12 protein-coding genes are annotated in these 11,697 nt (G+C 62.6%); 5 read left to right on the top strand and 7 right to left on the bottom strand.

The window, feature by feature from the left end; genetic code table 11:
• Positions 1-125 precede the first annotated feature (125 nt).
• From BLS57_RS15385 to BLS57_RS15395, 3 genes are read left to right on the top strand one after another with little or no spacing between them, the layout of a single operon-like run.
• Complete coding sequence (locus BLS57_RS15385; RefSeq protein ID WP_093743605.1) at positions 126-875, top strand: SDR family oxidoreductase; 750 nt, start codon at positions 126-128, stop codon at positions 873-875.
• Positions 872-1,516, top strand: a complete 645-nt coding sequence (locus tag BLS57_RS15390; RefSeq protein ID WP_093743606.1) for an enoyl-CoA hydratase/isomerase family protein — start codon at positions 872-874, stop codon at positions 1,514-1,516. The genes BLS57_RS15385 and BLS57_RS15390 overlap by 4 nt, the downstream gene beginning before the upstream one ends.
• Positions 1,513-2,691, top strand: coding sequence for a TIGR03862 family flavoprotein (locus tag BLS57_RS15395; protein ID WP_093743607.1), 1,179 nt, complete (start codon positions 1,513-1,515; stop codon positions 2,689-2,691). The genes BLS57_RS15390 and BLS57_RS15395 overlap by 4 nt, the downstream gene beginning before the upstream one ends.
• Here the strand turns inward: BLS57_RS15395 and BLS57_RS15400 are convergent.
• The 5 genes from BLS57_RS15400 to BLS57_RS15420 all read right to left on the bottom strand — a co-directional run bounded on the left by BLS57_RS15400 (position 2,688) and on the right by BLS57_RS15420 (position 8,012).
• Entirely contained in the window at positions 2,688-3,281 is a 594-nt protein-coding gene (locus BLS57_RS15400; protein ID WP_093743608.1) for a glutathione S-transferase family protein, read from the bottom strand. The two genes, BLS57_RS15395 and BLS57_RS15400, sit on opposite strands and share 4 nt — an antisense overlap.
• A 17-nt stretch (positions 3,282-3,298) precedes the next feature.
• The gene (holA, locus tag BLS57_RS15405) at positions 3,299-4,297 is read right to left on the bottom strand and encodes a DNA polymerase III subunit delta (RefSeq protein WP_093743609.1); all 999 of its coding nucleotides are present in this window, start codon (positions 4,295-4,297) and stop codon (positions 3,299-3,301) included.
• Positions 4,294-4,794 carry an LPS assembly lipoprotein LptE gene (gene lptE / locus BLS57_RS15410; RefSeq protein WP_093743610.1) on the bottom strand — a complete coding sequence of 167 codons (501 nt, stop codon included), beginning with the start codon at positions 4,792-4,794 and terminating at the stop codon, positions 4,294-4,296. The genes holA and lptE overlap by 4 nt, the downstream gene beginning before the upstream one ends.
• Positions 4,781-7,435 (bottom strand): leucine--tRNA ligase, encoded by a 2,655-nt coding sequence (leuS, locus tag BLS57_RS15415; protein ID WP_093743611.1) that lies wholly within the window; start codon positions 7,433-7,435, stop codon positions 4,781-4,783. The genes lptE and leuS overlap by 14 nt, the downstream gene beginning before the upstream one ends.
• 82 nt (positions 7,436-7,517) lie before the next feature.
• Positions 7,518-8,012 (bottom strand): DUF3576 domain-containing protein, encoded by a 495-nt coding sequence (locus BLS57_RS15420; protein ID WP_093743612.1) that lies wholly within the window; start codon positions 8,010-8,012, stop codon positions 7,518-7,520.
• A 278-nt stretch (positions 8,013-8,290) separates the two neighbouring features.
• Here BLS57_RS15420 and BLS57_RS15425 point away from each other — a divergent pair, with 278 nt between their 5' ends.
• Both BLS57_RS15425 and BLS57_RS15430 read left to right on the top strand, forming a co-directional pair.
• Positions 8,291-9,211, top strand: a complete 921-nt coding sequence (locus tag BLS57_RS15425; protein WP_093743613.1) for a porin — start codon at positions 8,291-8,293, stop codon at positions 9,209-9,211.
• Between the two features lie 102 nt (positions 9,212-9,313).
• Complete coding sequence (locus BLS57_RS15430; protein WP_093743614.1) at positions 9,314-9,967, top strand: YggS family pyridoxal phosphate-dependent enzyme; 654 nt, start codon at positions 9,314-9,316, stop codon at positions 9,965-9,967.
• On the opposite strand, the gene BLS57_RS15435 is transcribed toward BLS57_RS15430, so the two are convergent.
• Together BLS57_RS15435 and ribA are read right to left on the bottom strand one after the other, a co-directional pair.
• A complete protein-coding gene (locus tag BLS57_RS15435; RefSeq protein WP_093743615.1) occupies positions 9,957-10,451 on the bottom strand; it encodes a L,D-transpeptidase family protein in 495 nt (164 codons plus the stop codon). The genes BLS57_RS15430 and BLS57_RS15435 overlap by 11 nt on opposite strands.
• Positions 10,448-11,539 (bottom strand): GTP cyclohydrolase II, encoded by a 1,092-nt coding sequence (gene ribA / locus BLS57_RS15440; protein ID WP_093743616.1) that lies wholly within the window; start codon positions 11,537-11,539, stop codon positions 10,448-10,450. Before ribA ends, BLS57_RS15435 begins: the two co-directional genes overlap by 4 nt.
• Positions 11,540-11,697 lie beyond the last annotated feature (158 nt).

The raw sequence follows: 11,697 nt of genomic DNA on the forward strand, positions 1-11,697 counted from the left end.
AATGGTTGCGTGCAGCGTCTGTTAATCACCGCAGCGGGTCAAGCGATGGAAGGCTGGACCAAGAGGCATCGGCAGATTACCACAGGCCGGGCGCAATGTACAAAGATGGCGGAAGGATCAGAGCGATGGATATGACGGGCAAGACGATCATGATAACCGGGGCGAGCCGTGGCATCGGCGCCGCTGCGGCGCGGGTCTTTGTTGAAGCGGGCGCGAATGTTGCCTTGCTCGCACGCAGCCAAAGTGCACTGGCCGAATTGGCTGGCGAGTTGGGCGACAAGGCCCTCGCCATTCCCTGCGATGTAACGCGTTACGAAGAAATGGCCGCAGCGGTGGAAGCAACGCAGGATGCTTTTGGCGGGCTGGATGTTCTGATCAACAACGCCGGGGTGATTGACCCGATCTCACTGTTGGGCGAAGCCAATCCGGCGGATTGGGCCAAGGCAATCGACATCAACGTCACAGGTGTTTTCAATGGCATGCGGGCGGCGCTGCCGGTGATGAAGTCACAGGGCGGCGGCTCGGTGCTGACCATTTCATCCGGTGCGGCACATGGTCCTGTGGAGGCATGGAGCCACTACTGCGCCTCCAAAGCTGCTGCCAATATGCTGACCCAATGTCTGCACCACGAAGAAGGCGGCCACGGTATCCGCGCCATCGGCCTTTCGCCCGGCACCGTGGCCACGGATATGCAGCGCGATATCAAAGACAGCGGCGTGAACCCGGTGAGCCAGTTGGACTGGGACGTGCATATCCCCGCCGATTGGCCCGCGCGCGCGCTGCTTTGGATGTGCGGGCCCGAAGCGGATCGCTTTCTCGGCGATGAAATCTCGCTCCGGGATGAGAACATTCGTAAGGCGGTAGGCCTGATATGATCGAGCTCGACCGCACCGATGACGTCTGGACAGTGGCCATTAACCGCCCTGACAAAGCCAACTCGCTGACCCACGCCATGCTGGTCGAACTGGCTGAGGTCATGGAGGCCGCGCAAACCGCCCGCGCGGTGATCCTGACCGGGCGCGGCAAAGTGTTCAGCGCAGGCGCCGATCTGGAAGAGGCCCGCGCCGGGCTTGCCAAGTCTGACGTCTGGGAACGGCTGTCGGGCGCGGTGGCGGCTTTGCCGGGGCTGAGCATCGCCGCGCTCAACGGCACGCTGGCCGGGGGTGCGATGGGCATGGCACTGGCCTGCGATCTGCGCATTGCTGTGCCGGAGGCGAAGTTCTTCTATCCGGTGATGAAGCTTGGCTTCTTGCCCCAACCCTCGGATCCCGCGCGAATGGCGGCACTGATCGGGCCCGCGCGGACCAAGCTCATGCTGATGGGCGGGCAAAAGATCACGGCGGACGAGGCGCTGTCATTCGGTTTGATCGACCGGATTGTCGAAGGCGATGACCTGTTGTCCCACGCGGCCGAACTTGCGGCGGATACGCTGGCCGCGCCTGCCGAGATCGCCAGCGGCATCAAAGAAATGTGCGCGCCCGAGGGCGGCGTTTTCGATCCGCAAACCCGCAGATGAGCCGCGCTGTCGTCATTGGCGGCGGCCCCGCCGGGCTGATGGCGGCAGAGGTCATGGCGGGCGCGGGCCTGTCCGTTACTCTGTGCGAAGCAAAGCCGTCGATCGGCCGCAAGTTCCTGATGGCCGGGAAATCGGGGTTGAACCTGACCAAGGCAGAGCCGTTCGATCCTTTTCTGGCGGCGTTCGAAGAGGCCGCACCGACGCTGCGCCCGATCTTAGAAGCCTTCGACAGCCAAGCCGTGCAGGATTGGGCCGAAGGCTTGGGGCAAGATATCTTCACCGGCTCCACAGGCCGCGTGTTTCCCCGCGCGATGAAGGCCTCCCCGCTGCTCCGCGCATGGTTGGCGCGATTGGCGGAACGCGACGTACAGATAAACACCCGTTGGCAGTGGCAAGGCTGGGAGGGCGATGCGCGTGTCTTTGACACGCCCGCGGGCCGCCAGACAATTGAAGCGGATGTAACCGTGTTGGCCCTTGGCGGCGCCAGTTGGCAGCGCCTCGGCGCGACGGGCGCATGGGCGCCTGTGTTGGCTGAACGCGGTGTGGCTCTGCGCGATTTCGCCCCGGCGAACGTCGGGGTGCTGGTAGACTGGTCGTCGCATATGGCGCGGCACTTCGGAGCGGCGTTGAAAGGTGTGGCTTGGACGGCCGGCCCTTACCACTCGCGCGGGGAGGCTGTGATCTCGGCCAAAGGGCTGGAGGGCGGTGGCATTTATTCTGTCTCTCGTGGCATGCGCGAAGGGTACGGGCTTTCGCTGGATCTGCTGCCCGATCTGAGCAATGCCGAAGTTGCGGCCCGTCTCGCGAAACCGCGCGGCAAGGACAGTCAGGCCAATCACCTGCGCAAGCGGCTCAAGCTGAGTCCGGCGCAGATCGCCTTGGCGCAGGAGATGGCGCGACCTCTGCCGCAGGATGCAAAAGCGCAGGCAGATTTGCTGAAAGCCCTTCCCATCGCCCATGCCGGGCTGCGCCCGATGGACGAGGCGATTTCCACGGCGGGCGGTGTGCGGCTAGATGCGCTCGACACAGGGCTGATGCTGCGCGACATACCGGGGGTATTTGTCGCCGGGGAAATGCTGGATTGGGAAGCGCCGACGGGCGGCTATCTCATCAACGGCTGTTTGGCGACCGGCCATTGGGCAGGCCGCCATGCTGTCGATTGGGCGCGGCGTTAACCGTTTTCTTTGGCCATCGCCGCGACGAAGGCGGGCCGCTCGCGCAGGGATTTTGCCCATTGGTTCAACTTGTCATCCACGCGCGGGAATTTCGCGCCGATCGACCAGTTGATGCAGTGTACCGCCAGCAGGTCGGGCAAGGTGATCTGGTCGCCCATCAGGAACGGTCCGTCGAGGCGGTCTGACAGCACCTTAGCGGAGCGTTCGAACTCGGCCTTCAAACTCTCCTTGATCGCGGGCACGCGGGCCTCTTCGGGAAAGACAAAGCTGTGTTTCGCGGCGGCCCAGAGCACCGCGTCGAACTCATCGATCAGCCAAAAGGTCATCGCATCCTGCCGCGCGCGCTCGGGCGTGCCTGCGGGGGCGGTCAGCTTGCCATGTTTGTCCGCGAGGTAGGTCATGATCGCTGTGGAATCCGTCAGCACCTCATCCCCATCGAGAAAGGCGGGGATCTTGCCGGACGGATTGAACTTGCGCGCCTCTTCGGAGCGGGCTGCTGCCGGGTTCAACTCATAGGGCTGGCCCAGTTCTTCGAGCATCCACATGACGCGAAAAGCGCGGGATTTCGTGCCGCCGATGACTGTGTACATGGGTTTCCCTTTCAAAATTATCGTTGCGCGCCCAGCATCGCGAGGCGGATAAAGGCCCGCTCCACCAGCGCCAGTGCCGGGGCGTGTTGGCCCGCAGAACGCAGTTTGAGGTCGGTTTCTGTCAGCACCGCCAGCGCCGTTTCCAGTTTCACCGCGCCCCAGTTGCGGGCTTGGCGCATGGCGCGGTCGCGGTCGCGCACGCCATAGATCGGCGCGCCGGGGTTAGCGGCGATGCGGTAGAGCGTACGGAAATGCCGGGTGGCCATGATGGTCAGGGTGACGGCATTGACGCCCTGGCCCTGCAGCTTGCTCATCACCGGGCCGATCTCGGCCGAGCGGGTTTCAGCGACGACATGCAGGATGTCATCCACCTCGGCCTCGGTCGAGGTCGGCGCGCAGGCGGCGATGTCGTCGAGGCCAATGGGGGTCGTGTCGCCCAGCTTATAGAGCGTGATCTTTTCCAGCGTCTGGCGAAAATCGCCGGGATCGAGCGTACGCGCGAGATCGCTGAGTGCTGCCATGGCGTCGGCCTCGGGCGTGAGGCCCGCGTCTTTCAGCATCTGTTCAATCTCAGCCCGGTCGGGCGGGTTGTCGTAGATCGGCGTGGCATAGGCGTTGGGGTGGCTCTCAAACGCCTTGAGAACCTTAGACGTCTTCTTCAGATCGCCCGCCGTGACGATGATCTGCGCATCGCCCGGCTGCCACTCCTTCAGCGCGTCGAGGAGGATTTTGGCAATATTGTCATTTGCCTCTTCCACCAGCGCGGCGCGGGGGCCGGGGAAGAAGCCGACCGCCTTGATCGCATCCAAAAGCATCGCCGGATCGCGGCGCAATTCGCCCGCGGGCATCCGGCTGAGGCGCATTTCCTCTTCGGCGTTGGAGCCAAGCAGGTTTTTTAGAAATTCTTGCCGTTTCAGCGCCACGCGCATCGCGTCGCCGCCATAGATCAGCAATCCGGTGCGCGTGCGATCAGGGCGCGCAAAGTAAGGCTTGGCGTCGCGAGGGGTGAGCTTCATTCCGAGAGATCTGCCGCGTAAAGGCGGCTCACAATCAGGTCTGCCAAGATCGCCATCAGCCGTTCCTGCGCGTCGAGTTCTGCTGCACGGGTGGCCACGGTGGTGCCGGTGGCGGAATAGCCGGTGAAGCTTTCGACCTTGCCCGAGGTCACGATCTGGCCGCTCGACAGGTCGCGCAGCGCATAAGAAGTCGTGCCCAGCAGGTTGTAGCGCCGCGTGTTGCCTTCGCTGTCAATCGCCAGCCCATCTTCGCTGGTTGTGGTGGTCAGCGCCAACCCCCAGGCGGGGGTGCTGGCGCGTCCCAACTGGCTTTCCAATTCACGCACCAGAAAATAGCCAAAGCGGTCTTCGGGCGCGTCGACCAGAACGCGGTTCTGCAAAGCCGTGCCCGCGCCGCCGGGGCCATAGACCGGCTCAAACCCGCAGGCGGCGAGGGCCAGCAGGGGCAGGGCCGCTAGGAAGAGGCGGCGCGAGGGGATGGCTTTAGGCAACGACATTCACAATCCGTCCGGGCACGACGATGACCTTTTTCGGGGAGGCCCCGTCCAGCGTTCGAATGACAGCTTCATGCGCCAGCGCGACTTTTTCAACCTCTTCCTTCGGCATGTCGGCGGGCACCTGAATTTCCGCCCGGCGTTTGCCATTGATCTGAATGGGCAGGGTCACGGTGTCATCGACCAGCATTGCCTCATCAGCCTTGGGCCAAGGCGCGTTGACGATCAGCCCCTCGCCGCCCAAATGCGCCCAGATATCTTCGGAGAGGTGCGGGGTCATCGGAGACATCAGTTGCGCCAGCGTCATGATTGCTTCGCGCTGTGCGGCGTAGCCTGCCTTAGACTTCTGCAAGGTGGCGGTGAAGGCATAGAGCTTGGCAATCGCGGCGTTGAAGCCAAAGGATTCGACGCCCATGGTCACATCATGGATCGTCTTGTGCATGGCGCGCAGGAGGTCTTCGTCGCCTTGTCCCGCCGCTTCGCGGTCCATCTCGCCCACGCGGTCGCAGATGTTCCAGACGCGCGACAGGTGTTTGTAAGACGCTTCGGCGCCGCTGGCGGTCCATTCCACATCGCGCTCGGGGGGCGAATCGCTGAGCACGAACCAGCGCGCGGTGTCGGCGCCGTAGTTCGAGATGATGTGCAGCGGATCGACGACGTTTTTCTTGGATTTCGACATTTTGGCGGAGGGGATCACCTCAACTGCGTGGTGAGGAAATGAAGTGTATGCCTTTGCAATGCTATTTCGAAATGACGGTTCCTGACCTTCCTTAAAATACCCCTCTTCCGTGAGTTTGGACTTAAGGACATACACCGACTTGTCCTGAAACGTCAGCTTCTCGACCTCTTCGGGCAGGTGATAGATCGGGCGGCCATTGCCGTCACGGGTCTGGTAGATTTCATGCGTCACCATGCCTTGGGTGAAAAGCGCGTCGAAAGGCTCGGCCGCGCCTTCGGGCAGGTGGCCAGTGATCTGCATGGCGCGCGCAAAGAAGCGGGCATAGAGCAGGTGCAGAATCGCATGCTCAATACCGCCGATATATTGATCGACGTTCATCCAATAGGCGGCTTCTTCGAGATCGGTCGGCGTGTCGGCACGCGGCGCGGTGAAGCGGGCGTAGTACCACGAGCTGTCCACGAAGGTATCCATCGTGTCCGTCTCGCGCAGGGCGTCCTTGCCACAGGCGGGGCAGGCGCAGTTGCGCCATGTCGGGTGGCGGTCGAGCGGGTTGCCGGGGGTGTCGAATGTGACATCATAGGGCAGTTCGACGGGCAGGTTTTCTTTCTTTTCGGGCACCACGCCGCAGTCGTCGCAATGGACAACCGGGATCGGGCAGCCCCAGTAGCGCTGGCGCGAGAGGCCCCAGTCGCGCAGGCGGAATTTGGTGACGCCTTGGCCAATGCCGTTGTCCTCGCAAAAGGCGATGGCGGCATCGACGGCCTCTTCGCCGGTCTGCCACTGGTCGCCCGCGAAGCCACGGTTGTAGAATACCTTTTCAGACTTCTGCGGCACATAGGCCTCGGACAGTTTGGGCGAGGCGTCTTCGGACGGCAGGAAGGTCGAGATGATCGGCAGATCATATTTGGTCGCAAAATCGAAATCGCGCTGGTCGTGGCCGGGGCAACCAAAGATCGCGCCGGTGCCATAGTCCATCAGGATGAAGTTGGCGATATAGACCGGCAGTTCAGCCGCCGTATCAAAGGGATGGCGCACGCGGATGCCGGTGTCATAGCCCAGCTTCTCGGCGGTCTCGATGGCCTCCTCGGTGGTGCCACCTTTGCGGCATTCGGCGCAGAAAGCTGCGACGGCCTCGTCGTCCCGTTCCAGCGTTTTGGCCAGCGGGTGGTCGGGGGAGATGCCGACAAAGGACGCGCCCAGCAGCGTGTCGGGGCGGGTGGTGTAGACTTCGATCCGGTCAAAACCTTCAGGGGCTTCGATGGTCGAGAAGGCAAACTGCAAGCCGCGCGATTTGCCGATCCAGTTGGCCTGCATCAGCTTCACCTTGGCGGGCCAGTTGTCGAGACTGTCGAGCGCCGAGAGCAGCTCTTCGGAGTGATCCGAAATCTTGAAGAACCACTGCGTCAACTCCCGCCGCTCCACCGGCGCGCCAGAGCGCCAGCCGCAGCCGTTTTCGACCTGCTCGTTGGCCAGCACGGTCATATCGACCGGATCCCAGTTCACCACGGCGTTCTTGCGGTAGACCAAACCCTCTTTCAGGAAATCCAAAAACAGCGCCTGTTGCTGCCCGTAGTAGCCGGGGTGGCAGGTGGCGATCTCACGGCTCCAGTCAATCGACAGGCCGAGCGGCTTCATCTGTTTTTTCATCTCGGCGATATTGGCATAGGTCCAATCTGCCGGGTGGCCGCCAATGGCCATCGCGGCATTCTCGGCGGGCATGCCAAAGGCGTCCCAGCCCATGGGGTGCAGCACGTTATGCCCGGTGGCAATCTTGTACCGCGCGATCACGTCGCCCATCGTGTAGTTGCGCACATGCCCCATGTGGATGCGGCCTGAGGGGTAGGGGAACATCTCAAGCACATAGTATTTCGGCTTGTCGGCGTTGCGGGTGGCCTGAAAGACGCCATCCTTTTCCCAGGCTTGCTGCCAGCGGGTTTCGATCTCGGCGGGGGTGTAGCGGGGCATGACGGGGACCTTATGACATGAAAAACGCCGGGCTGCTGCTTTCACAAGGCCCGGCGTTGGAAACGTGTTGAGTTCGGCGGGCTCAGAACTTGCTGTCTGAAATGCGCATTTCGCGCGCCCGGCTGAGGATGGCGTCTTCGACAGCGCGGGAGGTGGCTTTGCTCACCGGGCGGCCGCCGCTGGACTGCAGCGCAACATTCAGCGAGCGAGCATCCAGCGCCGGATCGTCGATCAATACGGTGGCGCGATACGCGCGGCCACCGCCGGGCGGGGTGCCGTAGCCGGTGACGATGACACCGGTGAACGGATCGACCGATTGCACGGGTAGAAAGTTCAGAACTTCAAGGGAAGCCGACCAGAGATACTTGTTTACCGAGACCTTGGTATCGTTGCTGCCCCGGTTAAAGATCGACCAGATGGTGTTCTCTGGATCGGTCTCAATGTTGTTGGGGTTGTTCGGGTTCGAGTATTGCGCAGGCCGATCCGTGGCCGGAGACCCAAAGCCCCCACCACAGGCGGTGAGCGCACTGAGCGCCAGAACGGAGATCGCCATCTTGCAAGCGGTACGAAGGGCCATTGCAGCTTTCCTTTGCCTGTTTGCGCTCTGGTCTATCCAAGCAGGGCCATATCGGCAAGGTCTATGTCATGTGTATATAGCGAGGCTGAATTCGGCTGTTTCCGGCCTAACCATCCGCCGGGGCGGCAAAACTGTGGCATAGCTGCACCAGCCGGGGCGGCAATGAAGCTGGGGGCTGCGTGAACCTTGCCAAGAGCGGGTCATCGGGGGCAAACACCCTTCATACCCTTACCGGATTCCCCGGTCTGGGCATATGAATTCAAACCGAGGGAAAACTCATGAAAAAAGTTCTCTTCGCTACAACCGCCCTGGTCGCGACCGCCGGCGTTGCAGCAGCAGACGTTACATTCGGCGGCTACGGCCGTTTCGGGATCTACTACTCTGAGAATGCCGGCGCTGATGGCGTTGCTGGCACAGCTGACGACTTTGTCGGGGCATTCGATAGCTCCACCGACGTCACAAGCCGCTTCCGCCTGCAGATCGACGCGACTGCTGAATCCGACGCGGGCGTTGTAGTTGGTGCACGCGTTCGCATCCAGCAGAACGAAGGCGAGACGGGCATGACCAATGGCGCGCGTTTCTTCGCTCGCTCCGGCGGCTTTGAAGTCGGCGTTGGCAACATCTTCGGCGCTCTGGATTCCATGCCGGGTCAGTACCCCATCGACCTCGACCTCGGCCTGACCGGACTGGGCTATGACTACACAGCGTACCAGTTCAACGGCGACTTTTACTCCTCCGGCGGTCTGGGTAACTCCGGCGACAACGGCGTCGAAGTAATGTACTCCGCTGGCGACCTGTCGGTTCACGTGTCGGCTTCCGACACCGATGACCGCGTTGCAGGCTACGTTGCCTACACATGGAGCGGCTGGACCTTCGCAGTTGGTGCTCAGGATTCCGACAACGCGGGTGACACCGAGTGGACAGCAACGGCTGGTGGTTCCTTCGGCATCGCCGACGTGACGTTGGCCTATGCTGACAACGGTACCAATGGCGATCGCACCGTTCTGACCGGCCGCTTCGACGTCGGCGCAGCAACAGACATGGAAGTCTATGTTGCTGACCAGGAAGGTGGCGCGGACACCGGTTACGGCGTTGACTTCAACCACGACCTCGGCGGCGGTGTCTCGCTGCGCGGTGGTGTGGCCAAGCGCATCAACGGCAACACCGTTGCCGACGCGGGTGTTCGCTTCAACTTCTAAGTTGAACGACATACTCTGAATATTGGGGCAGGCCATTCGGTCTGCCCCTTTTCTTTTGCGCGGTGCTGGTGTTTTCTGCGCCTCTCAAAAGGAGGCCCCATCATGAGCTTAAGCGACATCCAAGACCGTATTGCCAAAGCCGAGGCCATTGCGGGCCGCACGGCGGGGTCGGTCAAGCTAATCGCAGTGAGCAAAGTGCAGCCCGACGCCCGCGTGCGTGCTGTATTGGACGAGGGCCACCGCTGCTTTGGTGAGAACCGCGTGCAGGAGGCCGCCGGCAAATGGCCCGATTTCCGCAAAAATTTCGATGGCATTGACCTGCATCTAATCGGCCCGCTGCAAACCAACAAAGCCCGTCAGGCCATGGAGCTTGCGCAGGCAATCCATACGCTGGACCGTCCCAAATTGGCGAAGACTTTGGCGCGGTTGGCGCAGGAGATGGGGCATTGCCCGGACCTTTTCATTCAGGTCAACACCGGCGAAGAAGAGCAGAAGGCTGGCGTTTTGCCACGCGACGCAGACGAGTTTATCGCCGAATGCCGGGGGCTGGACCTGCCGGTGAAGGGGCTGATGTGCATCCCGCCGGTAGATGAAGCGCCGTCGCTTCATTTCGCTTTGCTGGCCAAAATCGCTGCACGCAATGACCTAACGGGCCTTTCGATGGGCATGAGCGGCGATTTTGAGCAAGCCATCGCCCTCGGCGCGACCCATGTGCGGGTCGGCTCTGCCATTTTTGGTGAGCGGGTTAGCCAATAATCAGCCGGGTCGCGGGGCCGATCTGCGCGGCGATCTGATGCAGGTCGCGGCGCGAGAAGGCGACGCAGCCTTCTGTCGGATAGCCCGGCCGCCGCCACTGATGGATAAAGATCGCCGAGCCTCGACCCGCCTCGGCCTCGGGCCAGTTCCAATCCGTCAGGATCACCAGATCATAAAGCGGATCGGCACGGCGCAGTGCTTCGTGGCTATGGGGGTAGGGGGCGCGCACAAGGTGGTTGTAGTCAGGCTGCCCGCTCGCGTCGGACCACAGATCGCCGGGCAGGATAGGTTGTGCCCAAGCGCTCGGCGCCGTCATGCGGTCGGGACGAAAGAGCATCCCCACCAAGCGGTGCGCCCCCCGCGGCGTGGCGCCATCACCTTCGCGCTTGTTGTTCGTCAGGCCGCCTTTGCCGATGCTGCAAGCGTAGCGCCGCCCTTGGAAACGCAACCCGGTAGGGGTCAGGACCATGTCGTTCGGGGTCACAGCAGATGCCCGGATTTCGCCGCTTTGGTCGCAAGATAGGCGCTGTTGTGGCGGTTCTCCCCGACGGCCAGCGGCACGCGTTCGACGACGCTGATGCCGCTTTGCTCCATCATGCCGACCTTGCGCGGGTTGTTGGTCAGCAGCCGCACGGCGGAAAAGCCCATGGAACGCAGGATGTCGGCTCCAAGCCGGAAGTCCCGCTCGTCATCCTCGAACCCCAGACGGTGGTTGGCCTCCACGGTATCAAAGCCCTGATCCTGCAGTGAATAGGCCCGCATTTTATTGGCCAGCCCGATGCCGCGCCCCTCTTGATTGAGGTAGAGCAACACGCCGTTGCCCTCGCCCCCCATCTGCGCAAGGGCAGCGCGCAACTGCGGGCCGCAATCGCATTTCAGGCTGCCCATCAGATCGCCGGTGAAACAGGCCGAGTGCAACCGGCAGAGCACCGGGGTGTTGCGGGCCGGGCGGCCGATTTCGATGGCGTAATGTTCCTCCCCGCCGTCCTCGGGGCGGAAAATATGTAGCCTGCCTGCTTCGGAGACTTCCATTGGCAGGCGGGCGTTAACCACCGGGTGCAAGGCGCTGCGGCGGGCCAGAATGGGGGCGGCGGCGGTGAGGTCGATCAGGGTCAGCCCGTATTGCCGCGCGAAGTCTGCACCCTGCGGCAGGTCGAGCACGAGGGCGGCGGGCAACATCCGCGCAGCCTTCACCAGATCCAGCGCGGCGCTATGCGCGGCGGTATCACCGCCCCGTGCCGTTTGCAGTGGGCCTTTCATCGGGGCGCGTAGGTCGTCCGCCGGGTCAGCGATGCTCTGTACCCATGCGGGTGTCGCGCCCGGCGGGAGCAGGACACGCGCAAGGCTGCCGTCATAGGCGCGGGCTTTCAAGGTCTCTGCCCGCCGCGCTGTGATCGCCAGCACCGGTGCGCCGCCTAGAGCCAGCACATCGGCAAGCCGCTGCGCGGTCAGCGTCTCCGCCGCCATCACCAGGGCCGCTTGGCCTTCGCCTGCAAGCACCACGGGCACGCCCATGCGCAGATCGGCCCGCGCACGCGCCAGTTGTTCGGTAATATCGGGGGCGAAACTCATGATCTGGTGCAACTCCGCAAAGGCTTCCCCGGTTATTTAAGATATTCAGCAAGGAATTGAAACATTTGCCGCTCTGGCGACACGAGGGCGTGAAAGCACTGTTGCATCCCTTGTCGGACGCCCCCTTGAGGCGCATGTTTGAAGCAACAGACGGAGGA

This window comes from Sulfitobacter delicatus (genome assembly GCF_900102535.1).
In the GTDB taxonomy this organism is placed as follows: domain Bacteria; phylum Pseudomonadota; class Alphaproteobacteria; order Rhodobacterales; family Rhodobacteraceae; genus Sulfitobacter; species Sulfitobacter delicatus.

Excerpts from the sequence above, each read along its gene's own strand:
- BLS57_RS15420 (WP_093743612.1), bottom strand. The coding sequence starts at position 8,012 with ATGGCCCTTCGTACCGCTTGCAAGATGGCGATCTCCGTTCTGGCGCTC.
- BLS57_RS15430 (WP_093743614.1), top strand. The coding sequence starts at position 9,314 with ATGAGCTTAAGCGACATCCAAGACCGTATTGCCAAAGCCGAGGCCATT.
- BLS57_RS15390 (WP_093743606.1), top strand. The coding sequence starts at position 872 with ATGATCGAGCTCGACCGCACCGATGACGTCTGGACAGTGGCCATTAAC.
- BLS57_RS15425 (WP_093743613.1), top strand. The coding sequence starts at position 8,291 with ATGAAAAAAGTTCTCTTCGCTACAACCGCCCTGGTCGCGACCGCCGGC.
- BLS57_RS15400 (WP_093743608.1), bottom strand. The coding sequence starts at position 3,281 with ATGTACACAGTCATCGGCGGCACGAAATCCCGCGCTTTTCGCGTCATG.
- lptE (WP_093743610.1), bottom strand. The coding sequence starts at position 4,794 with ATGTCGTTGCCTAAAGCCATCCCCTCGCGCCGCCTCTTCCTAGCGGCC.
- leuS (WP_093743611.1), bottom strand. The coding sequence starts at position 7,435 with ATGCCCCGCTACACCCCCGCCGAGATCGAAACCCGCTGGCAGCAAGCC.
- ribA (WP_093743616.1), bottom strand. The coding sequence starts at position 11,539 with ATGAGTTTCGCCCCCGATATTACCGAACAACTGGCGCGTGCGCGGGCC.
- BLS57_RS15395 (WP_093743607.1), top strand. The coding sequence starts at position 1,513 with ATGAGCCGCGCTGTCGTCATTGGCGGCGGCCCCGCCGGGCTGATGGCG.
- holA (WP_093743609.1), bottom strand. The coding sequence starts at position 4,297 with ATGAAGCTCACCCCTCGCGACGCCAAGCCTTACTTTGCGCGCCCTGAT.
- BLS57_RS15385 (WP_093743605.1), top strand. The coding sequence starts at position 126 with ATGGATATGACGGGCAAGACGATCATGATAACCGGGGCGAGCCGTGGC.